The sequence below is a fragment of the Bradyrhizobium sp. P2_E8 genome, assembly GCF_056403875.1.
In genome coordinates this window covers 1-21557 of sequence record NZ_JBFUES010000014.1, presented here as the reverse complement: position 1 = coordinate 21557, position 21557 = coordinate 1, and the positions used below count along the sequence as shown (strand labels likewise).

The window sequence follows — 21557 nt, the reverse complement described above, 5'->3', positions numbered from 1 at the left end:
GAGCTGTGGAGCGGCCGTCGCGGGGCTCCGCATTGGCATTGACCCATGTAAACATCGCTTCGTGCTTAACCCCAAGTTCTCCTTTGGGTCACCTGCGGGCATCGCGACCATATCTTTCGTTGGTCCGTTAGAACCCCGCAATCGGACATCAGGGCGTCGAAGCAGAGAGGCAGCCACGGGCCAAGAGCAGCCGTTCAAGCACGGCATTTCCAGCTAAAAGTCTTCGTCCCACTTAACCGGTCCCCACGGTTGAGAAGCGGCCCACGCCTTTAATTCTTCGAGAGATAAATGCTCGCCCGAGTTTCCAAACAAGCAATAGTACAAAAAACCGTCCTTCGTTTCAGGTATAGGTCGGCTCTCGGCTATTGATGGCTCTTGGTCGGTATTCCGGTCAAATCGAGACGCCGCGAGACGCGCTTCCTTCCGGTAAGCTGCGATGCGCTGCGGAATGTTTCCATCATAATACCAAGTCCCTTCCGCAACTTTTTCACTCATGTCGGCACTCGCAAGCTAAAGCCGCCTCTCTTGTAACGAACAACGCAGAATGACTGCAATGGGTCAAACTGAGAAGTCCGGGCGCTCAGCCAGCAGGTCGGCTTTACCCCCCAACTCCAGACAAACCGCTGCATCGGACTAACTGAGCCATGGGCCGGACATCCCGTTCGTGACGCGGCGGCGGCAAAACAGGCGACATAGAACAGGCGGATGGCGCACCATACGTCCGGAACTTGATTTAGCGCAAAAGAGCTGAGGCGACTTGGGGCTAGGCTTTCGAAGCTTCTCAATCGGTCACCTTGTGGATCGCAGCAATGATCATTGAGCGCTTAAGCCAAGAGCACCGCAATATCGAGAAACTGCTCGCCATCCTTGAGCGGGAACTTCAGGTTTTCGATCGGGGCGACCGCCCCGACTATGAGGTTATCGGCGCGGTTATCAGCTACTTCGAACTTTACCCGGAGGTTTACCACCATCCTCAGGAAGACCTGGTCTTCGCCAAGCTAGAAATTCGCGATCCCGGTGCGGCTGCGAAGGTCGGTGATCTCGCTCGCGAACACCAGAAGGGGGCCGAACTTTTGCGCCACGTCGCTCATGCGGTCGACGATGTTCTCGCGGATCGCGAACTGCTTCGGCAGGATGTGCATGCCATCGTTCGCGATTTCATAGAGCACGAGCGGCGCCACATCGTGAAGGAAGATCGCGATTTCTTTCCCGCCGCCCTGAAGGCTCTCGAGCCTGAAGATTGGACAGAGATCGCTTCGGCCATGACCAACCCTGAGGATCCGCTGTTCAGCGAGGCCGCCGAAGAGACGTTCGACGCGCTACGGGCGCGCATCTTGCAGTTGGAACAAGAAGCCGAAGCCGGACGGCACTAGTCAAGCTCATTCGCATTGCGCCGATCGGACTCAATGTCCGAAAAGTCAAAAGCGTCGTTCTCATCGCCGCCGGTCACTTCCGGTGTGCCAGACGGGCCGGCCCGCCCGTGAGAGTGGAGTTGGACTTGGGGCAGTCCAATCGCGTACCGCCCGACCTTCATGTGTGCTATCTAATTGGGCAAGAAAAGATAGCAGGAGGAAGCCAACGATGACTGACGATCAAGTCAATCGCGTCGTTCAGCACCTTTGCGAGCAATTGCACCTGGCGCTCCGATTGAAGGACAGCGAGGCACATCCACCAAACGCCAAGGATATTGGGTTTGATCCTGCCTTTGTAAGAACTGTCTTGCTGACCGGGTTGCGCACGGCGGGTGTCGCGATCAACCACGAGGCAGCCGGGGCCGGCGAAGAGCCGCCGTGGTCCTGAACGCAAAACGCGAGACAGAAGCTCGCGCCAATGTCTGGGTTGGGTCAGAAACGGTCATGGCTGCCGGGCGACCGCCCTCATCCCTGGCCCGCCGGCGGGACGACATAAAGCGTCAGCGCAAAGACCGCATAAATGAAGATCATCAGCGCGCCGACGAACCATGCTGAGCGCCCGCTGGCCGTGATGAAGGCCGACGTGACGGTGGCGATCATCACCATGGTGACGGCGCCCGGCCAGAACTGCAGGTTCATCGGCGTTGGCCCCACGACGTAGCTGAGCAGCACCAGCGCGGGTGCGACGAACAGCGCGATCTGGGAGGCGCTGCCGAGCGCAATGCTGACGACCATGTCGAGCCGGTCCTTGCGCGCCGCGCYGAACGCCACCGCAAATTCGGCGGCAGCGCCGACCAGCGAAACGATGATGAAGCCGACGAAGGCCGGGCTCATCCCGAACGTCTCCGCCGCCTTCTGCACCGATTCCACGAAGATTTCACTCACGAGCGCGACCAGCACGGTGACGGCCAGCAGCGTGCCGACGGCGATGCCGATCGGCCAGTGCGCCTCCTTGTCCTCGCCATGATCGGCGCTTGCGAACAATTCCTTGTGCGTCCCGAGCGAGAACAACAGGCCGAGCGCATAAGCGATGATCAGCAGGACCGAAATGCCGACGCTGAGCTTGTTCAAGATGCCCCCGCCCTGCGGCAGGTGCTCGAGATCAGCGACCGCGGAAGGCGCAAGCAGGGCGACGGTCGCCATCAGCAACAGGCCCGACGAGAGCCGCGCGCCGGCGCGGTTGTACTCCTGCACGTGGTAGCGCAGGCCGCCGAGCAGCAGGCAGGCCCCCAACATGAACACCGCGTTGGTGACGATCGCCCCCGCAATCGAGGCCTTAACCAGCATGTACTGGCCTGCACGCAGCGCCGTGATGGCAATGATGAGCTCCGTCAGATTGCCGAGCGTTGCGTTGAGCAGTCCGCCCACCGCATCGCCGGTCTTCGCGGCGACCGCTTCGGTGGCGTGGCTGAGCAGGGCCGCCAGCGGCACGATCGCAAGCACCGCCAGCACGAAGAGGAGCGTGTGGGAATGCGGGGCAGCCGCCTCGGCCACCAGCACGATGGGCACGAAGACCAGCATCCAGAGCAAAGGGGTATCCCGGATTTCCCTGAGCAGGGTTTGCATGACGGCCGCCCTTTCCATGGATGCGCTGATGGAAGGGTCTGGCGGGCCTGCGAGGCGAGTATTGATCTGCCTCAACGTGGGCCGGAGGAGACGCGCCGCTTGATGGCATGACGCGGACATCGCGCTTGACGAGAATGCGCGCCGGTCCTGTCCCCGATCGCCGGCACGATAGCATCATGCCAGTGTTTTGCCCGACGGGTCAACGTGATCGCGGTCACGAATGTCGTCGCGGCGCGGCTCGAAAATCCCTTGTCGATCAAGGGGCCTTCTACTGTGCATGGGGTTGTTTTTCGACTTTTTGTTTTGGGCGGCAGTGCACAGCTGCGCTCCCTCTCCCGGCAGGCGGCAGGGCTATCGCATATGACTTTTGGCAACGCCTGACCGCGCGCCTCGTCCTTCGAGATGACCGCTTCCAGCGGTCTCCTCAGGACGAGGCTAAGCGGCATCTTGCCGGTCGAAATTGCTGCCGCACACTCCGTCCTCATCCTGAGGGCCCGCCAAAGGCGGTCGTCTCGAAGGATGGCCGCAGCAACCTCTCTTGAATGCGTTTCCCCTGCCGCAGGCGGGAGAGGCGAAGAGCCCTCACTCCCCCTGCAAGATCTCCGCGATCGCAGCGCCCGCCACGATCGTGCCGAGCCTGCCGCCGACATCGCGGGTCGCCCTGCCCTCACCGATCGCCTTCGCCACCGCCGCCTCGATCGCCCGCGCGGCCTCCTCGTAGCGGGCGGCGCCGCTCTTTTCGCCGTACCAGCCGAGCAGCAAGGCCGTCGACAGGATCAGCGACACCGGATTGGCGACGTCCTGCCCGGCGATGTCGGGCGCCGAGCCGTGCGCGGCCTGCGCCATGGCGTAGCGGTCGCCGACATTGAGCGAGCCGCCGAGGCCGAGGCTGCCGGACAGCTCCGCCGTGAGATCGGACAGGATATCGCCGAACGTGTTGGTGGCGACGATGACGTCGAAGCGATCGGGGCTCCGCACCACATGCGCCATCATGGCGTCGATCAGGATGTCGTCGACTTCGAGGCCGGGATAGGCCTTGGCCGCCTCGCGGCAGATGTCCAGAAACATCCCGTCGCCGATCTTGAGCACATTGGCCTTGTGCACGATGGTGAGGTGCCTGCGCCGCTTCATGGCGAGACGGCAGGCCGCGTGCGCGATGCGCTCGCAGCACAGACGCGTGATCCGGCGCAGCGAGATCACGACGTCAGGCGTGACCAGCATCTCGCCATTGCCCTGCTCCATGTTGCGGTCGGCATAAAACCCTTCCGTGTTCTCGCGCACCACGACGAGATCGAAATCGCCGAGACGGCCGGGCCGCCCGGCATAAGTGCGCGCGGGCCTGACATTGGCGTAGAGGTCGAGGCTCTTGCGGAAGTGCCTGGACGGATTGATCTCGCCACGCGCCTCGTCCTTGAAGTCGAAGGTCGCGGTCGGGCCCAGGATCAGGCCGTCGGCGGCGCGGACGATGTCGAGCAACTCGGGGCGCACCGTCGTGCCGAATTGTTTCAGGCTCGCATGCCCGACCGCATGCTCCTCCAGGCGAAGATTGAGCTGGAAGCGTTCCGAGGCCGCGCGCAGCACGAGCGATGTCGCGGTCGTGATCTCGGGTCCGATGCCGTCACCGGGCAGAACGACGAGTTGCATGACGGATCCCCTGAAATTGCGGCAGCTCGCGCGATCATACGCCAGCGCGCAGGCGCATCGCCTGACCTTCGCGCATACACAGCATGCAGGCATATGCCTGTGGAAGCGGCCTCAAGCGTAGTACATGCCGAAAAGTCCCCTATGGCCACGCCGCCGGAGCAACGCGCCAACGCAATGACGATCACGTTACCTGCCGCCGCGCGCGAGCCCGACCACCCGATCGCCGACGGCCTGCCGGCCGCGCAGCGGCGCTGGGCGATCGCCGCCATCTTCACCGCGCTGGCGATGGCCTCGCTCGACACCGCGATCGCCAACATCGCACTGCCCGCCATTGCCGCCGATCTGCATGTCACGCCGGAGCAGTCGGTCTGGGTGGTCAACGTCTACCAGATCGCGCTGGTGGCGACGCTGCTGCCGCTCGGGGCCCTTGGTGAAATTGTCGGGCACCAGCGCATCTATCTCGGCGGCCTGATCCTGTTCACCATCGCCTCGCTGTTCTGCGCGGTGGCGTGGTCGCTGGACAGCCTGCTGGTGGCGCGCACGCTGCAAGGCCTGGGGGCCAGCGGCATCATGAGCGTCAACACGGCGCTAGTGCGCTTCGTCTATCCCGGCCGGATGCTGGGCCGCGGCCTTGGCCACAACGCACTGGTGGTCGCGACCGCCTTCACCTTCGGGCCCTCGATCGCCTCCGCCATCCTCGCGCTCGGCCCGTGGCCGTGGCTGTTCGCCGTCAACATCCCCTTCGGACTCGTTGCGATCGGCATTGGCTTTGCGATGCTGCCGAAGACGCCGCGGGCCGATCACGGCTTTGACTTTCTCGGCGCGATCCTGGCGTCTGCCTGCCTCGGCCTGTTCATCACGGGGATCGGCAGTGCCGCGCACAATCTGTCGCCTTTCGTCGTCGGCATCGAACTGGTCGCAGCCCTTGCGTTAGGCTTCATCCTGACGCGCCGGCACGCCGATCATCCGGCACCGATGCTGCCGATCGACCTGTTCAGCCGGCCGATGTTCGCGCTGTCGGCGGCGACGGCCGTGTGCTCCTTCGCGGTGCAGGGCCTCGCCTTCGTCTCGCTGCCGTTCTATTTCGAGGATGTGCTGGGGCGCTCGCAGGTCGAGACCGGCTTCTTCATGACGCCCTGGCCGCTGGTGGTCGGCATCATGGCGCCGATCGCCGGGCGCCTGTCCGACCGGCATGCGGTCGGGCTGCTCGGCGGCATCGGGCTCGTGCTGCTCGGCCTCGGCATGGCCCTGCTAGCGCTGCTGCCGGCCAACCCTGCTATCCCCGATATCTTCTGGCGGATGGTGATCTGCGGCATGGGCTTCGGCTTCTTCCAGGCGCCGAACATGAAGGCGGTGATGTCGAGCGCGCCGCCCCACCGCAGCGGCAGCGCCTCCGGCATAGTCGCCACCGCGCGCCTGACCGGACAGACGACGGGAGCCGCGCTCGCGGCGCTCTGCTTCGCGCTGGCCGGTCATGACGGTGCGACCGTCGCGCTGGCGCTCGGTGCAGGCTTTGCCGCGCTCGGCAGCGTGATGAGCTTCCTGCGGCTGGCGGTGAAGTAAGGCCTTCAGGCCAGGTGCCGCGCCGCCGTCACATCGATCGTTGCCGGCGGGATGATCGTCCCGTCGTCCAGCGCAGCGAGACGCGCGTCGATGGCTGCGATGACCTTACGCGAGTACGGCCCGAGATGCGCATAGGCCGCGATCATCTGCACCGCGATCCGCGCCGATGACGTGTCGCGCTTGGCGCAGTTCATGAAGGTCTGCCAGAGCGGCCCGCGCGCTTCCGGAATCGCGGTGACCACGCGGTGCACCGTCTCCATCGCCCCGATCTTGGCGCGGATATCGCCCTCCGCAAGCTCGTGGCGCTGCCGCGAACGGTCGAGCAGCGTCATCAAGCGGTCGATGCGTCCGGCATAGGCAGCCGGACTGTAGATGCGTTCAAGCACCCGCTTGTAATCCATCAGGATGTCGCGCAGCGGGCGCACCGGATCGAAGTTGATCCCATCCGTGCACTGATCGGCGCCGATGGTCGGCGCCAGATCGTGGCCCGGGTGCAGCCGGCCTTCGCGCTCCAGGCGGCGCGTCAGCTGCGTGTTCGGCAAGGCATAGAGCAGGCCGACCATGCTGACGGGGATCGCCGCCTCCTCGATGAATTCGATCATGGCCTCCGCCATCGAGACCTTCTCATTGTCGAAGCCGACGATGAAGCCCGCTGTGACGAGAATGCCGGCGGCGTAGATCTTGTGGATGCTCTCGGCGATGTTGCGCCGCGTGTTCTGCTTCTTCCGCATCGCGACCAGCGTCGCCGGATCCGGACTTTCGATGCCGACGAAGATGCCGAAGAAATTGGCCGCCCCCATTTGCTCCAGCAGCTCCGGATCGTCGGCGAGGTTGATCGAGGCTTCGGTGGAGAATTCGAACGGATAGCCGTGGGCCCGCTGCCATTCGGCGAGCTGCGGGAGGAACAGCCGCAGCGACTTCTTGTTGCCGATGAAATTGTCGTCGACGAAGTCGAGATGGCCGCGGTAGCCCATCTGGTAGAGCGTCTCGAGCTCGACGAACATCTGCTCGGCCGTCTTGGTTCGCGGCACGCGTCCGTAGAGCTCGATGATGTCGCAGAACTCGCAGGTGAAGGGGCAGCCGCGCGAATACTGCACGCCGAGATAGAGATAGTCCTCGAATTTGAGCAGGTCGAACCGCGGCACCGGCGTGCTGGTGACGTCGGCCTGGAATTTCGGCGCGGTGAAGACACCGGAGCGCACACCGCCCTCCCAGGCCGCGATGAATTCGTCGATGACACTCTCGGCCTCGCCGAGCACCCGGAAGTCGGCCTTCTCATAGATGTGGGGGCTGGAGGTCGGATCGGGACCGCCGACGACCACCGGCTTGCCCGCCGCGCGGCATAGCTCGATCAGGCGCAGCGTGTCGGCCTGCTGCGGCAGCATTCCGCCGGTGAAGACGACGTCGGCCCAGGCGAGATCCTCGTCGCGCAGGGGCGTCGTGTTGCAATCGATCAGCCGGACCGTCCAGCTGTTGGGCAGCATCGCGGCAACGGTGATCAGGCCGAGAGGAGCAGCGGGGCGCTTCACGCCCATCAGTTCGCAGGACTCACCAAAACTCCAGAACGACTCCGCCGTGAACAGCGGATAGAGCATCAGCACGTTGGGGCTCGGCACGTTCATGGAACTCCTTCTGGCTTCGGCCCAGTGTAGCAGAGCATCTTCGTCTTGCACCCCGGCAAAAGGGACAAACTGTCGCTCGCTCCTGCGAGGGGAACACGCCGGACGTCGTCCCAGGCCCTGGATTGGCGCCCGGGGAGGGGCCGCGCCCCGCCGAAAGGGGGCACCGCACAACACCGCCCGCCCCTAAATCATCCTGCGACCGCGAAAATCTTCGACGGCCACCCCGCGGACTGTTGATTTGAACCGTCCCAGATTGCCGGACACATTGCGCCCCTGAGTCTAATCGGTGGATTGGGCCAATCAGGGGACTTGCGATGGCAAATCTAACAATAAACGGAAAAACCTTCACACTCGACGTCGAACCGGATACGCCGCTGCTCTGGGCGATCCGCGAGAATGCCGGCCTGACCGGCACCAAATACGGCTGCGGCATTGCACAATGCGGCGCCTGCACGGTTCACATCGACGGCGTCGCCACCCGCTCCTGCGGCGTTTCGGTCGCCGAGGCCGAGGGCAAGAAGATCACCACGATCGAAGGGCTCGCCTCCGGCAAAACGCTGCACAAGGTGCAGGAAGCCTGGATCGCGAAGGACGTCCCGCAATGCGGCTATTGCCAGAGCGGCATGATCATGGCGGTGGCGGCCCTGCTGAGCGAGAAGCCGAAGCCGACCGATGCCGACATCGACGAGGCCATCACCAATATCTGCCGCTGCGGCACCTTCCAGCAGGTGCGCGAGGCGATCCACACGATCGCAAGCGCGTAAGGAGCCGCCCCATGAACAAGCACGTCTCTCCCAAGATGAACCGTCGTGCCTTCGTCATCGGCAGCGCCGCGGTCGGCGCGGGCCTCGCAATCGGCCTCGACCTTCCCTTCGGCGGTCCCGCCGTGGTGCGCGCCGCCGACGGCTCGCCCGAGATCGGCGCCTGGGTCGTGGTCAGACCCGACGACACCGTGGTGATCCGCATCGCCCGCTCCGAGATGGGCCAGGGCTCGCTGACAGGCCTCGCCCAGCTCGTCGCCGAGGAGCTCGAATGCGACTGGTCGAAGGTCACGACCGAATATCCGACCCCCGGCCAGAGCGTCGCCCGCAAGCGCGTCTGGGGCGATTTCTCGACCGGCGGCAGCCGCGGCATCCGCTCCTCGCAGGACTATGTCCGCAAGGGCGGCGCCACCGCGCGCGTGATGCTGATCCAGGCCGCCGCCGATTCGTGGAAGGTGCCGGCCTCCGAATGCACGGCCGCGAGGAGCGTCATCACCCATACGCCGACGGGCCGAACCACGACCTACGGCAAGGTCGCCGAGGCCGCGGCGAGGCTGACGCCGCCGGCCGACGTCAAGCTGAAGGACCCGAAGGACTGGAAGCTGGTCGGCAAGGGCGTGCTGCGCCTCGACACCGCCGACAAGACCACCGGCACGATGGTCTACGGCATCGACGTCAAGGTGCCGGGCATGCTGAACGCCGCGATCAAGGACTGCCCGGTGTTCGGCGGCAAGCTGAAGAGCTATGACGAAGCCAAGATCGCCGGCATGAAAGGCATCAAGAAGGTCGTCAAGGTCGGCGATACCGCGGTTGCGGTCGTTGCCGACACCTGGTGGCACGCCAAGACCGCGCTGGAAGCGCTGCCGATCGTCTGGGACGAGGGCGACAACGCCAGGGTCTCCAGCGAGTCGATCGCGAAGTGGCTGGCGGAAGGGCTCGACAACGAGCAGCCGGCTTATGTCGGCAACAAGAACGGCGACGTGAAAGCAGCAATTGCCGGCGCCGCCAGGAAGGTCGAAGCGGTCTACAACTACCCTTACCAGAACCACGCCACGATGGAGCCGATGAACGCCACCGCGCTCTACACGGCGGACAAATGCGAGGTCTGGTGCGGCACGCAGAATGGCGAGGCGGCCTTCGCGGCGGTGCTGGAGGCCTCCGGCCTGCCGGCGGAGAAGTGCGACGTGCACAAGGTAATGCCTGGCGGCGGTTTCGGCCGGCGCGGCCAGACCGACTACGTCCGCCAGGCGGTCATGATCGCCAAGCAGATGCCGGGCACGCCGATCAAGCTGTTGTGGTCGCGCGAAGAGGACATGGCGCACGGCAGGTATCACCCGATCACCCAGTGCAAGATGACCGGCGCGTTCGACGCCGACAACAATCTGGTCGCGCTGCACTACCGCCTGTCCGGGCAGTCGATCCTGTTCTCGCTCCGCCCCGAGGCGCTCCAGAACGGGATGGATCCGGCCGCATTCCAGGGCGTCGCCCAATCCGGCGAGGCCGCGTTCGGCTATTCGGTGCCGAACCTGCTGATCGAGCATGCGATGCGCAACCCGCACGTTCCGCCGGGCTTCTGGCGCGGCGTCAACGTCAATCACAACGCGATCTACATGGAATGCTTCATGGACGAGCTGGCCAATGCCGCAGGCCAGGACCCGCTCGAATTCCGCCGCAAGCTGATGGGCAATCACCCCAAGCACCTGGCGGTGCTCAATGCCGTGGCCGAGAAGATCGGCTGGAGCAAGCCGGCGCCGCAGGGCGTCTATCGCGGCATCGCGCAAGTCATGGGCTATGGCAGCTACGTCGCCGGCGCCGCCGAGATCTCGGTGACCGACGGCAGCAAGATCAAGGTGCATCGCATCGTCGCCTCCACCGACCCAGGCTACGTCGTCAATCCGGCGCAGGTGGAACGGCAGATCGCGGGCTCCTTCGTCTATGGCCTGTCCGCGCTGTTCTACGGTGGCTGCACCGTCAAGGACGGCAAGATCGAGCAAACCAACTTCGACACCTACAATTCGATGCGCATCAACGAGATGCCGAAGGTGGAATCGGTGATGGTGCCGAGCGGCGGGTTCTGGGGCGGTGTCGGCGAGCCGACCATCGGCGTTGCGGCGCCGGCGGTGCTCAACGCGTACTTCGCCGCGACCGGCAAGCGCATCCGCTCCGTGCCGCTACGCGACCAGAACATCACCTTCGCCTGAGGGAAGCCGCGGCGGCCACGACGGCCGCCGCGTCATTTTGCCTGGATGATCCCAATGAGTACGCGCCCGGTGACACGGCGGCATGCCGTGCTCGGCATCACCGCGGCAGCCGCAACGCTGGCGCGGCCATCGATTTCAAGGGCGCGGTCCGCGGGCCTCGTGGTCGTGGTCGGCGGCGGCTTTGGCGGTGCGGCCTGCGCGCGAGCATTGAAGCGGGCCAATGCGTCACTCGACGTCACGCTGATCGACGCGAACAGGGTGTTCACCGCCTGCCCGTTCAGCAACGAGGTGATCGCGGGTCTACGCGACATCCAACTCCAGCAATTCAGCTATGACAAGCTCGCCGCCAACGGCGTCTTTGTCGTCAGCGAGACCGCGACGAAGATCGACCCGCAGCAACAAAGCGTCACTGTCGAAGACAGCACCTCGTTCTTCTACGACCGCCTCGTGCTCTCGCCCGGCATCGACTTCCACGTCGAAGCCCTGCCCGGCTACGACGACGCGGCGTCGGAAAAGATGCCGCATGCCTGGAAGGCCGGCGCGCAGACGCTGCTGCTGCGCAGGCAGTTGGAGGCGATGGACGACGGTGGCACGGTCGCCATTGCGATCCCCGCCAATCCCTCGCGCTGTCCGCCGGCGCCCTACGAGCGCGCCAGCCTGATCGCGCATTACCTGAAGACGAAGAAGCCGCGCTCAAAGGTGCTGGTCCTCGATGCCAAGGACAATTTCTCGCAGCAGCGGCTGTTCGAGAAGGCCTGGAAGGAGCTTTACGGCGACATGATCGAACGCATCGCGCTGTCGCAAGGTGGCCGCGTGACCTCCGTTGACGCTCCGACGAAGACCATCGTCACCGAGTTCGGCAACTACACCCCTGACGTCGCCAACGTCATCCCGCCGCAGCGCGCCGGCCACCTCGCCCAGATCGCGGGCGCGACGGATGCGACCGGCTGGTGCCCGATCGATCCTGTAACCTTYGAGTCGAAGCTCGCCCCGAACATCCACGTCATCGGCGATGCCTGTCTCGGCGGCGGCATTCCCAAATCGGCGTCAGCTGCGAGCGCGCAAGGCAAGGCCTGCGCCGCCGCGATCGTCAGCCTGCTCGCAGGCCGCGCCCCGGAGGCGCCACGGCTCACCGGTGTCTGCTACACCACGGTCGCGCCCGGTTACGGCTTCTCGCTTGCCGGCAACTACCAGCCCAGAGGCGATATCTTTGTCGAGGTCGAGGGCGGCGCGACCAGCCCGGTCGACGCCCCGCGCGAGCTGCGCGCCCGCGAGGCGACCGAAGCCGAGCGCTGGTTTCAAACCATCACGGCGGACACCTTTGGCTAGATTGACCGTCCATATCGCAGCAATGATCGCTGGTCTCACATTCGCCTGTGGAGCAGGTGCAGAGGAGCTCGCACCTTACACGGTCGTCGGCGACGGCATTCCGGCTTCGTTCACCGGCACGCCCGGCGATGCCGCGCGCGGACGCGCGCTGGTGCTGGCGCGCACGACGACCTGCATCCTCTGCCATTCCGGCCCCTTCCCGGAAACGCCGTTCCAGGGCGACCTCGCGCCCGATCTGACCGGCGCCGGGAACCGGTGGTCGGTGAGCCAGTTGCGGCTTCGTCTGGTCGATGCGTCACGCTTCAACGCGGAGACAATCATGCCGTCCTATTATCGCAATRACGACCTCGTCCGCGTCGGACGCAATTTCGCCGGCAAACCGATATTATCGGCGGCGGAAATCGAGGACATCGTGGCCTATCTTGCAACGCTCCGGGACTAGGACTGCTCATGCCAACCACGCGACGACAATTCCTGAGCCTTGCCGGCGGCATCACCGCCGCCGGGACGATCCCGATCGTCACGCTGCGGCCGCTCGAGGCGACGCCCGCGATGCTCAGCGCGGCGGTCCGCAACGTCGTCGGTGAAGCCCAGATTCGCACCGGCAGGGTGAAGCTCGACATTCCGCCACTGGTCGAGAACGGCAACACCGTACCGATGACCGTGAGCGTCGCAAGCCCGATGACGCCTGATGACTACGTCAAGAGCATCCACGTCTTCAACGAGAAGAACCCGCAGCCGAACATCGGCAATTTCCATCTCGGCCCCTCCTCCGGCCGCGCCCAGGTCTCGACGAGGATCAGGCTGGCCGACACCCAGAAGGTGGTCGCAATCGCCCGTCTCTCCGACGACACGTTCTGGCAGGTCGCCGCCGACGTCGTCGTGACGCTGGCAGCCTGCACCGAGGAGCTGAACTGATGGCCGCGCTGATCAACGTACCCGCAAAGGCCAAGCGCGGCGACGTCATCGAAATCCGCACGCTGACCTCGCACATCATGGAAACCGGCTTCCGCCACACCGCCGACGGCCGGCTCGTGCCGCGCGACATCATCACGAGCTTCACCTGCCGCTACAACGGCACCGAGATCTTTCGCGCCGACCTGTTTCCGGCGATCGCCGCGAACCCCTACCTTTCGTTCTTCACGGTCGCGAAGGAGAGCGGCAAGTTCGAGTTCGAATGGACCGGCGACAACGGCTATTCGTCCACCGCGTCGGCATCGATCACGGTCGAATGAATTTTTGGCGCGCGATAGCGGTGGCAACGCTGTTGGCGGCGGCCCCTGCCCTGCTCGCCGGCGAGATTGCGCCCGAGGCGCGCCGGTCCGGCTACGCTTTCATGGGGCCGGACACGCGTGCCATGCAGGATGACGACACGTCCAATCCGGGCATGCTGTTCGTGCTTGACGGCGAGACGCTGTGGACGAAGAAGACCGGCAGCGCGGAGAAGGCCTGCGCGGATTGCCACGGCGATGCGCGAGGCAGCATGCAGGGCGTCGCGGCGCGCTATCCCGCTTTCGACAAGACACAGGGTCGCCCTGTCACACTCGATCAACGCATCAATCTCTGCCGCGCCAATCATCAGCAGGCAACGCCGCTCCCCTACGAGAGCCGCGACCTGCTGGCGCTGTCCGCCTTCGTCGCCCACCAGTCGCGCGGTGTCGCGATCACGGCTGGCGAGGATCCGCAAGTCAAGCCGTTCGTCGAACAGGGCCGCGACCTCTTCATGCAGCGCGAGGGCCAGCTCAACCTCGCCTGCACCAATTGCCACGACGACAACTTTGACAAGCATCTCGCCGGTGCCCCGATCACGCAGGGACAGCCGACCGGCTATCCGCTGTATCGGCTGGAATGGCAGACGCTGGGGTCGCTGGAGCGGCGCCTGCGCAGCTGCATGTCCGGCGTCCGCGCCCAGGCCTACGATTACGGCGCACCGGAGCTCGTCGCGCTCGAGCTCTTTTTGATGTCGCGGGCGCGCGGCCTGCCGATGGAAACACCGGCCGTGCGGCCTTGATTCCTTCGAATTAGGACTAGGCAGGCGCGGAACGGTCGCTAGTATCCCTCCCAAAGACGATGAGTCACAGGGAGGACTTGAAGTGGTCGACTACAGAATCTCGCGCCGTACGCTCTTGACGGGCACGGCAGCGGCTGGCGCGCTCAGCCTGACCGGATTGCCGGCGCGCGCCGAGGTCAACTGGAAGAAATATGCCGGGACCAAGCTGGAGGTGATCCTCGCCAAGGGTCCGCGCGGCGACAACCTGCAAAAGAACATCAAGGAGTTCACCGATCTCACCGGCATCCAGGTGGAATCGGAGCAGATCCCCGAGCAGCAGCAGCGCCAGAAGGTCGTGATCGAGCTCACCTCGGGCCGGCCGAGCTTCGACGTGGTGCATCTCAGCTATCACGTGCAGAAGCGGCAATTCGAGAAGGCGGGCTGGCTCGCCGACATGACGCCCTTCATGAAGGATCCGACGCTGACCGCGCCGGATCTCGTGGAGAGCGATTTCTCGGCCGCCGGCCTGCAATATGCCAAGAACGACAAGGGGCAGATGCTGTCGCTGCCGTGGTCGGTCGATTATTTCATCCTCTATTATAACAAGGAGCTGTTCCAGAAGAAGGGCGTCGCTGTCCCGAAAACCTTCGACGAGATGATCGCGGCCGCCGAGAAGCTGACCGATACCAAGGAAGGGACCTACGGTTTCGTCGGACGGGGCTTGCGCAACGCCAACATGACGTTGTGGACGAACTTCTTCCTCAATTGCGGCGGCGAATTCCTCGACGCCAAAGGCAACATCCTGACCGACGGTCCGGAAGCAATCGAGGCGACAAAAATCTACCAGACGCTGCTGACGAAGGTCGCTCCCCCCGGCGTCGTCGGCTTCAACTGGATGGAGTCGATGGCTTCGTTCACGCAAGGACGTTCGGCAATGTGGATCGACGGCGTCGGCTGGGCGCCGCCGCTGGAAGATCCTGCCGCCTCGCGCGTGGTCGGCAAGGTCGGCTACACCGTCGTGCCGGCCGGACCGAAGGGGCAATATTCGGCCACCTATGGTGACGGCATCGGCATTGCCGCGGCGAGCAAGAACAAGGAAGCCGCCTATCTGCTCTGCCAGTGGGTGGTCTCGAAGAAGCAAGGCGCGCGGCTTCTGCAGGCCGGCGGCGGCGTGCCGTTCCGCAACTCGATCCTGAATGACGCCGAGGTACAGAGCGGCGTGAAGATGCCCAAGGAGTGGCTGCAATCGGTGATCGATTCCGCCAAGATCAGCAAGCTGGGCCTGCCCGTGATCATCCCGGTCGCCGAATTCCGCGATCTTGTCGGCGCCGCAGTGACCTCGACCATCACAGGTACCGACCCCGCCACGGAGCTGAAAAAAGCCCACGAGCAGTTCCGGCCGATCCTGGAGCGTAGCGAAAAGACGTGAGTGCGCTGACACAATCGACTCCGGCCGCGGCACGGTCCGATGCCGCGCCGGAGAAAGAGTTGCGGCCTCCGTCCTACTGGCCGTTCGTGGCGCCGGCGCTGGTCGTCGTGCTCGCCATCATCATCTTCCCGTGGGTCTTCACCATCTGGATGAGCCTGAACGAGTGGAAGGTCGGCTCGCCGACCACCTTCGTCGGGATCTCCAACTATTTGCGCCTGACCAGCGATCCGCGCTTCATCGAGGCGGTGGGCCACACCATGGTCTACACCGCGCTGTCGGTGCTGCTGCCGCTGGTGCTCGGCACGTTCGCAGCCGTGGTGTTCCACCAGAAATTCGCCGGCCGCGGCTTCCTGCGCGGCGTCTTCATCATGCCGATGATGGCGACGCCCGTCGCCATCGCGCTGGTCTGGACCATGATGTTCCACCCGCAGCTCGGCGTGCTGAACTACCTCTTGTCGCTGGTCGGGATACCCGCGCAGCTCTGGGTGTTTCATCCCGCGACCGTCATCCCCTCGCTGGTGCTGGTCGAGACCTGGCAATGGACGCCGCTCGTGATGCTGATCGTGCTCGGCGGYCTCGCCGCAATCCCGACCGAGCCCTATGAGAGCGCGCAGATCGACGGCGCCAATCTCTGGCAGGTGTTCCGCTTCATCACGCTGCCGCTGATCATGCCGTTCCTGTTCATCGCCGGCATGATCCGCATGATCGACGCGGTGAAGAGTTTCGACATCATCTTCGCGATCACGCAAGGAGGACCCGGCTCGGCGTCGGAGACCATCAACATCTACCTCTACAGCGTCGCCTTCACCTATTACGACCTCGGCTACGGCTCGGCGATCGCGGTGGTGTTCTTCCTGCTGATCATCCTGCTTGCGGCTGTGATGCTGTATGCCCGCCAGCGCATGGTGTGGACAGAAATCGCGAGTGGCGCATGACACCTCGTCAGATCATCGGCAAGATCGGCCTGTGGCTTTCGGTGTTCGTCATCGTGTCGCCGGCAATCCTGTTCTTCCTCTGGATGCTGTCGCTGTCGCTCAAATTCGAGATCGACAACGCCGCCTACCCGCCGGTTTTCTTCCCCGAGCGTATCGCCTGGAAGAACTATGCCGACGTGCTCGCCTCCAACCGCTTCCTGACCTATTTCGTCAACAGCCTGGTCGTCACCGGCAGTGCGACCGCGCTGGCGTTGATCGTCGGCGTCCCCGCCGGCTACGGGATCGCGCGCATGGCTGCGCATAAATCCGCGATCGTGATCCTGATCGCGCGCATCACGCCCGGCCTGTCCTATCTGATCCCGCTGTTCCTGCTGTTCCAGTGGCTCGGATTGCTCGGCACGCTGGTGCCGCAGATCATCATCCATCTCGTGGTGACGGTGCCGATCGTGATCTGGATCATGATCGGCTATTTCGAGACGACGCCGCTCGAGTTGGAGGAAGCCGCGCGGATCGACGGCGCCACGCGCTGGCAGGTGTTTCGCCACGTCGCCCTGCCGATCGCCAAGCCGGGGATCGCGGTCGCCTTCATCCTCGCTATCATCTTCTCCTGGAACAACTTCGTCTTCGGCATCGTGCTGGCCGGACGCGAGACGCGCACCCTGCCCGTCGCCGTCTACAACATGATCTCGTTCGACCAGTTGAGCTGGGGGCCGCTCGCGGCTGCCGCGCTGATCGTCACCCTTCCGGTGCTGCTGCTGACGGTGTTTGCGCAGCGGCAGATCGTGGCCGGGCTCACCGCGGGCGCCGTCAAGGGCGGGTGATCACCCGATGCCGCCGATCGTGGAGATGCGATCCTGGTGGGCTCACCAGCCCACGCGCAGGCCCACGCGTCCGCCGGCGACCTTCTCGTCCGGCCCGTAGCCGATGCCGCCGTTGAACTACATGTTCCGATTGAGGCGGAGCGCCGCATTGAAGGCGAGACCGTTGGCTCGCTCGAAGGTCCCGTAGTTCATCGTCATGGCGAAGGTCTCGTCCGGCAGCAGCGTCGGCACGCGAAGCCGGCGGTGGTGTTGTTAGCGACGGCGTTGACGCCTGCGTCCGGAAAGAAACGGCCGGACGACTCGCCTACATTCTACTTGGAGTTGACGCACGGTTTGCGCGCACATATGCTACGGCTCGTAGCATTACTCAGTGTGACGAAATTCGCATCCTGCGTACGAAACACCAGCGAGACGCCAAATGTCAGCTCGTCCCCTGATCCCGCGCCGGAAGCTGTTTGGTAATCCGACCTACGTCGGCGCCAAATTATCGCCGGATGGACAATTGCTGTCCTGGCTCGCCCCGGTCGACGGCGTTCTGAACATCTGGGTATCCCCGGTCGACAGCATTACGGCAGGCCAGCCCGTGACGCGCACCAGGGGCAGACCGATCAACTGGCAGAGTTGGAGTCCGGACGGTCGCTACATCATGTTTCTCAACGATGAGAACGGGGATGAAAATCTGCACCTGTTCGTTGTCGATCCCCGCAGTTCGGAGCTCCGGGATCTCACGCCCTTCGCCAATGTCCGTGCGCTGCCGACGCACTGGTCGCACATTGTCCCCGACAAGATCGCGATCAGCCTCAACGATCGCGACGTGCGATGGCACGATACGTTCCTGCTCGACCTCGCAACCGGCGAGCGCACACTGGTTTGGGAGAATCGCCAGGAATTCCATTTCGTGGGACTCGACTGGCGGCTCAAGCCGCGCCACGCCCACAGCAACGCGCCCGACGGAGGCACACGCTTTTGGCGCATCGACGAGCAGAAGGTCACGCATTGGCGCGACGTCCCGTACGAAGCCTACACGAGCACACGGCTCTGGGCGTTCGACGCCGGATGCAACCACCTCCACATGAGCTCGAGCCTGGAGCACGACAAATCGGCGCTTCTGCGGATCAACTGGTCAACCGGTGAGGAGCGCGTCCTGTTCAAAAGCGACCGCGCCGACGTGACGGGCGCCATATTCAATGCACGGACCTTCGAGCCGGAAGCGGTCTGCATCGACCCCGGCCGGCAGGAATGGACGGCTTTGACGCCAGCGGTTGCAAGCGAGCTCGATCTGATCAAGGCGAGACTTCCTGGCCACGCGTTCCATGTCGAAAGCCAAAGCGATGACGATCGCCGGTGGATCGTGACGAGCCACACGGCGGATCAGCCCGCCACATATCACCTTCTCGACCGCGACAGGCAGACCATCACCGAGCTGTTCACGGCGCGGCCCGAACTCAAGCCTTATCGCCTGGCACCAATGCAGGCTGTGCAAGGCAAGTCGCGCGACGGCTTTACCCTCGTCTCCTACCTGACCCTGCCGGCGGAGATCGAGGCCGACCGCCCGCCTCGTCCGCTGCCGATGGTCCTCATCRTCCACGGCGGTCCATGGGGGCGCGACATCTACGGCTATCGCAGGGATCACCAGTGGCTGGCCGATCGCGGCTATGCCGTCCTTTCGGTCAACTATCGGGGATCGACGGGCTTCGGCAAGGCGTTCGTTGCCGCGAGCGAAAAGGAGCATGCGCGAAAGATGCATGACGACCTCATCGACATGGTCGATTGGGCTATTGCCGAAGGCATCGCGCAAAAGGACAAGGTCGCGATCTTCGGCGTGTCCTACGGCGGACTGGCCTCATTCGTCGCCGCGACCTTCACGCCAGAGGTGTTCTGTTGTTCGGTGCCGGTGGTCGGCATCTCCAACCTGCAAACGCTGCTGGAATCGATGCCACCCTATTGGGCCGGTTTCGCGGAGTTCATGTATCGCAGCTACGGTGATCCGCGCACTGAGGAGGGCCGCAAGCTGCTCGCCGAGCGCTCACCGATCAACAAGGTCGACAATATCAAGAAGCCCATGCTGATCTTTCATGGCGCCAACGACGTCCGGTGCAAGATCGCGGAAAGCGACACCATCGTCGCCGCGATGCAGGCCAAGAACATACCGGTGACCTACATCGTCTACCCCGACGAGGGGCACGGCTTCCAGAAGCCGGACAATCAGCTGTCCTACATCGCGATTGCCGAGGCGTTTTTTGCACGGCATCTGGGCGGCGCGTGCGAGCCCATTGGCGAGGACTTCGAGGGATCGAGCCACGAGGTTCGCGCGGGGGCCAATATCCTGTCCGACCTGGGCGTGGCTTGAAAATTGGCGGCCGGGCGACCTTGCGCCGCCCGGCCGCGATCATTGCTGGCGACGACCTATTCCGCCGGCGCGGCGTGCATCTCCTGATGCGCGGCATAGTGCTCGGTAGCGCCAAGCTTGCTGGCGGCGAACAGGCCGGCGGCCATCACCGCATAGGCGAACGCGACCGCGGGCGTGACGCCGAAGCCGCCGCCGATGCCGACGGCCTCGCCATGCATGAAGCCGAAATAGGTCAGCACCGCGCCGACCAGCGCGAAGGCGGAGGCCTTCTCGAAGTCGCGCTCGATGATGAAGACACCGATCGCGCCGAGGATGAGGCCGCCGAGGATGGAGCCGCCGCCCATGACTTCGAGCCCGTGATAGAACACGCCCTGCTGTGGCAGCGCGGCGATCGCGGCCGCCTTGACCGCGTCGGCCTTGTCGGCGGCGAGCCCGCCGACGCTGGTCGCCGCCATCATGGTCGAGCCCAGCATCGTGTCGATCTGGAGCTTGGCCCAGGCGGCCAGATGCGGCGTCAGCGCCAGCACGATCGCGGGCGCATGCTTGACCGGCGTGGTCTGGAACGCCTGCGCGCCGATGAGCATGCCGATGTAGAGCAGGATCGGCGAGATCGCGACAACAGGCACCAGCGCCAGCAGCACCGAGATGATGCCGAACCAGGCCAGCACGACCACCATGATGCCGGTCGCAGCCGAATAGCCGATGCGGCCGCCCATCGCCTTCCAGCCGGGATGACCGATATAGACGGCGTTGATGAAGGGATTACCCATCAGGCAGCCGATCAGGCTGACGACGCCGTCGGCGGTGAGCACGCGCGTGGTCGGGTACTCGTCACCCGCGGCTTCCGCGCTCTCGACATTGTCCATGGCCTCGACGAGGTCATAGATGCCGAATGGAATGGCCGTGACCAGGATGACGCCGAGGAATTCGAAGCCGGAGAAGACGTAGCCCACCGCCGGGATCGGCACCGAGAAGCCGAAATTGGCGAACGCTGCGCCGACGCCCGCGATGCTCAAACCGCCGAGGCCGAGACCGAACAGGTTCGAACCCCAGGCGATGATCATGCCGGCCGCGATGGCGACGAGACCCGCCGGAATGCCGCGCCAATATTTCACGCCACCGAACCAGCTCACCAGGATGATGGCGAAGCAGACGAGACCAATCTGCGGCGTCATGTACATCTCGAGCGCGGGACGCATCGAGATGAAGGTGACGGAGACGCCGGCGAGCGTGCCGAGCAGCGCCGCGCGCGGCGTGATCTTGCGGATGAACGGCGCGATGAAGCCGCCGATCATGAGAATAAAGCTCTGGAAGAACACCCAGACGAGGCCAGCCGACCAGCCCTTGAGCGGATCGCCGGTCTTGATCGTGATCGGCAGCATGATCACGAAGGTGACGATGAACATGTGGGGCACGCTGACGCCCGACGGCAGCGCGCAGACGTCGTTGCGGCCGGTCTTCTGTGCCAGACGATAGGCGAGGTAGGCGTAATAGAAGGTCGACAGGCACATCATCAGCCCGAGCGCGGGCAGGATGCGGCCGAACACGAGGCTGTCAGGCATCTTCAGCACGAAGCGCAACAGGCCCGTGAGCACCAGCATGTTGACGAGGATGTTGGTGCCGAAGCCGAAAAACGCGTTCCAGTCGCCCGATGTCCATAGTGCCGGCTTGAACCCGGACGTGTTCAGATCAGATTTGCCGGCCGTCCCCGTCATTGTGCTCATGGTGATGCCCCTAAGCTGATGTGGAAATCTTCATCGCCTCCAGTACTGCGGCTGAGTCCGCGACCCAGCCGAAGATGCCGCCCTGGGCCTTGATCATCTTCAAGCCCATCTCGTGAAACTCGGGAAAGTAGGATGCGCAGCCATCCGAGATGACGACGCAGCGATAGCCGCGATCATTGGCCTCACGCACGGTGGTGTTGACGCACACTT

General features: G+C 64.3%; 21 protein-coding genes. 15 read left to right on the top strand and 6 right to left on the bottom strand.

Features of this window, described 5'->3' with window-relative positions; all coding sequences use genetic code 11:
• Positions 1-213: 213 nt before the first annotated feature.
• Positions 214-495: a hypothetical protein gene (locus AC1D00_RS01825; protein WP_135177050.1), complete on the bottom strand. Its 282-nt coding sequence runs from the start codon at positions 493-495 to the stop codon at positions 214-216.
• 314 nt (positions 496-809) lie between these two features.
• Here AC1D00_RS01825 and AC1D00_RS01820 point away from each other — a divergent pair, with 314 nt between their 5' ends.
• On the top strand, positions 810-1373 hold the full coding sequence (locus AC1D00_RS01820) for a hemerythrin domain-containing protein (protein ID WP_404553953.1): 564 nt from the start codon (positions 810-812) through the stop codon (positions 1371-1373).
• A gap of 208 nt (positions 1374-1581) precedes the next feature.
• Complete coding sequence (locus AC1D00_RS01815; protein ID WP_404553951.1) at positions 1582-1800, top strand: hypothetical protein; 219 nt, start codon at positions 1582-1584, stop codon at positions 1798-1800.
• Positions 1801-1877: 77 nt separating this feature from the next.
• Here the strand turns inward: AC1D00_RS01815 and cax are convergent, their stop codons facing one another.
• Positions 1878-2978, bottom strand: coding sequence for a calcium/proton exchanger (cax, locus tag AC1D00_RS01810; protein WP_477009453.1), 1101 nt, complete (start codon positions 2976-2978; stop codon positions 1878-1880).
• A 204-nt stretch (positions 2979-3182) separates the two neighbouring features.
• On the opposite strand from cax, the gene AC1D00_RS01805 reads away from it, so the two are divergent.
• Positions 3183-3359, top strand: a complete 177-nt coding sequence (locus tag AC1D00_RS01805) for a hypothetical protein (protein ID WP_477009452.1) — start codon at positions 3183-3185, stop codon at positions 3357-3359.
• A gap of 201 nt (positions 3360-3560) precedes the next feature.
• Here AC1D00_RS01805 and AC1D00_RS01800 read toward each other — a convergent pair whose 3' ends face one another.
• On the bottom strand, positions 3561-4622 hold the full coding sequence (locus AC1D00_RS01800; protein ID WP_477009451.1) for an isocitrate/isopropylmalate dehydrogenase family protein: 1062 nt from the start codon (positions 4620-4622) through the stop codon (positions 3561-3563).
• Between the two features lie 174 nt (positions 4623-4796).
• Here AC1D00_RS01800 and AC1D00_RS01795 point away from each other — a divergent pair, with 174 nt between their 5' ends.
• Positions 4797-6185, top strand: coding sequence for an MFS transporter (locus tag AC1D00_RS01795; protein ID WP_135177065.1), 1389 nt, complete (start codon positions 4797-4799; stop codon positions 6183-6185).
• 5 nt (positions 6186-6190) lie between these two features.
• Here the strand turns inward: AC1D00_RS01795 and AC1D00_RS01790 are convergent, their stop codons facing one another.
• A complete protein-coding gene (locus AC1D00_RS01790) occupies positions 6191-7807 on the bottom strand; it encodes a B12-binding domain-containing radical SAM protein (protein WP_477009450.1) in 1617 nt (538 codons plus the stop codon).
• 314 nt (positions 7808-8121) lie between these two features.
• Between AC1D00_RS01790 and AC1D00_RS01785 the strand changes: the two genes are divergently transcribed.
• The 11 genes from AC1D00_RS01785 to AC1D00_RS01735 all read left to right on the top strand — a co-directional run bounded on the left by AC1D00_RS01785 (position 8122) and on the right by AC1D00_RS01735 (position 19623).
• Positions 8122-8571 carry a (2Fe-2S)-binding protein gene (locus AC1D00_RS01785; protein WP_135177044.1) on the top strand — a complete coding sequence of 150 codons (450 nt, stop codon included), beginning with the start codon at positions 8122-8124 and terminating at the stop codon, positions 8569-8571.
• Between the two features lie 11 nt (positions 8572-8582).
• Positions 8583-10769: a xanthine dehydrogenase family protein molybdopterin-binding subunit gene (locus tag AC1D00_RS01780; RefSeq protein WP_477009449.1), complete on the top strand. Its 2187-nt coding sequence runs from the start codon at positions 8583-8585 to the stop codon at positions 10767-10769.
• A gap of 45 nt (positions 10770-10814) precedes the next feature.
• A complete protein-coding gene (locus tag AC1D00_RS01775) occupies positions 10815-12098 on the top strand; it encodes an FCSD flavin-binding domain-containing protein (protein WP_477009448.1) in 1284 nt (427 codons plus the stop codon).
• Positions 12091-12540, top strand: coding sequence for a sulfur oxidation c-type cytochrome SoxX (gene soxX / locus AC1D00_RS01770; protein ID WP_477009447.1), 450 nt, complete (start codon positions 12091-12093; stop codon positions 12538-12540). Before AC1D00_RS01775 ends, soxX begins: the two co-directional genes overlap by 8 nt.
• A gap of 8 nt (positions 12541-12548) precedes the next feature.
• Complete coding sequence (locus tag AC1D00_RS01765) at positions 12549-13016, top strand: SoxY-related AACIE arm protein (RefSeq protein ID WP_477009446.1); 468 nt, start codon at positions 12549-12551, stop codon at positions 13014-13016.
• Positions 13016-13333, top strand: a complete 318-nt coding sequence (gene soxZ / locus AC1D00_RS01760; protein WP_404553935.1) for a thiosulfate oxidation carrier complex protein SoxZ — start codon at positions 13016-13018, stop codon at positions 13331-13333. The genes AC1D00_RS01765 and soxZ overlap by 1 nt, the downstream gene beginning before the upstream one ends.
• A complete protein-coding gene (soxA, locus tag AC1D00_RS01755) occupies positions 13330-14109 on the top strand; it encodes a sulfur oxidation c-type cytochrome SoxA (RefSeq protein ID WP_477009445.1) in 780 nt (259 codons plus the stop codon). The genes soxZ and soxA overlap by 4 nt, the downstream gene beginning before the upstream one ends.
• 82 nt (positions 14110-14191) lie before the next feature.
• Complete coding sequence (locus tag AC1D00_RS01750) at positions 14192-15517, top strand: ABC transporter substrate-binding protein (protein ID WP_135177037.1); 1326 nt, start codon at positions 14192-14194, stop codon at positions 15515-15517.
• Positions 15514-16452 (top strand): carbohydrate ABC transporter permease, encoded by a 939-nt coding sequence (locus AC1D00_RS01745; RefSeq protein ID WP_404553931.1) that lies wholly within the window; start codon positions 15514-15516, stop codon positions 16450-16452. The genes AC1D00_RS01750 and AC1D00_RS01745 overlap by 4 nt, the downstream gene beginning before the upstream one ends.
• Positions 16449-17273: a carbohydrate ABC transporter permease gene (locus tag AC1D00_RS01740; protein WP_167771243.1), complete on the top strand. Its 825-nt coding sequence runs from the start codon at positions 16449-16451 to the stop codon at positions 17271-17273. Before AC1D00_RS01745 ends, AC1D00_RS01740 begins: the two co-directional genes overlap by 4 nt.
• A gap of 418 nt (positions 17274-17691) precedes the next feature.
• Positions 17692-19623, top strand: a complete 1932-nt coding sequence (locus tag AC1D00_RS01735; RefSeq protein ID WP_477009444.1) for a S9 family peptidase — start codon at positions 17692-17694, stop codon at positions 19621-19623.
• Between the two features lie 56 nt (positions 19624-19679).
• Here AC1D00_RS01735 and AC1D00_RS01730 read toward each other — a convergent pair whose 3' ends face one another.
• Both AC1D00_RS01730 and AC1D00_RS01725 read right to left on the bottom strand, forming a co-directional pair.
• Positions 19680-21347: a regulator gene (locus AC1D00_RS01730; protein WP_477009443.1), complete on the bottom strand. Its 1668-nt coding sequence runs from the start codon at positions 21345-21347 to the stop codon at positions 19680-19682.
• A gap of 10 nt (positions 21348-21357) precedes the next feature.
• Positions 21358-21557: isochorismatase family protein (locus AC1D00_RS01725; RefSeq protein WP_477009442.1), on the bottom strand; the 200-nt coding region annotated here is incomplete at its 5' end.

Excerpts from the sequence above, each read along its gene's own strand:
- AC1D00_RS01825 (WP_135177050.1), bottom strand. The coding sequence starts at position 495 with ATGAGTGAAAAAGTTGCGGAAGGGACTTGGTATTATGATGGAAACATT.
- soxA (WP_477009445.1), top strand. The coding sequence starts at position 13,330 with ATGAATTTTTGGCGCGCGATAGCGGTGGCAACGCTGTTGGCGGCGGCC.
- AC1D00_RS01730 (WP_477009443.1), bottom strand. The coding sequence starts at position 21,347 with ATGAGCACAATGACGGGGACGGCCGGCAAATCTGATCTGAACACGTCC.
- AC1D00_RS01765 (WP_477009446.1), top strand. The coding sequence starts at position 12,549 with ATGCCAACCACGCGACGACAATTCCTGAGCCTTGCCGGCGGCATCACC.
- AC1D00_RS01785 (WP_135177044.1), top strand. The coding sequence starts at position 8,122 with ATGGCAAATCTAACAATAAACGGAAAAACCTTCACACTCGACGTCGAA.
- AC1D00_RS01790 (WP_477009450.1), bottom strand. The coding sequence starts at position 7,807 with ATGAACGTGCCGAGCCCCAACGTGCTGATGCTCTATCCGCTGTTCACG.
- AC1D00_RS01800 (WP_477009451.1), bottom strand. The coding sequence starts at position 4,622 with ATGCAACTCGTCGTTCTGCCCGGTGACGGCATCGGACCCGAGATCACG.
- AC1D00_RS01780 (WP_477009449.1), top strand. The coding sequence starts at position 8,583 with ATGAACAAGCACGTCTCTCCCAAGATGAACCGTCGTGCCTTCGTCATC.
- AC1D00_RS01740 (WP_167771243.1), top strand. The coding sequence starts at position 16,449 with ATGACACCTCGTCAGATCATCGGCAAGATCGGCCTGTGGCTTTCGGTG.
- AC1D00_RS01820 (WP_404553953.1), top strand. The coding sequence starts at position 810 with ATGATCATTGAGCGCTTAAGCCAAGAGCACCGCAATATCGAGAAACTG.
- soxZ (WP_404553935.1), top strand. The coding sequence starts at position 13,016 with ATGGCCGCGCTGATCAACGTACCCGCAAAGGCCAAGCGCGGCGACGTC.
- AC1D00_RS01815 (WP_404553951.1), top strand. The coding sequence starts at position 1,582 with ATGACTGACGATCAAGTCAATCGCGTCGTTCAGCACCTTTGCGAGCAA.
- AC1D00_RS01795 (WP_135177065.1), top strand. The coding sequence starts at position 4,797 with ATGACGATCACGTTACCTGCCGCCGCGCGCGAGCCCGACCACCCGATC.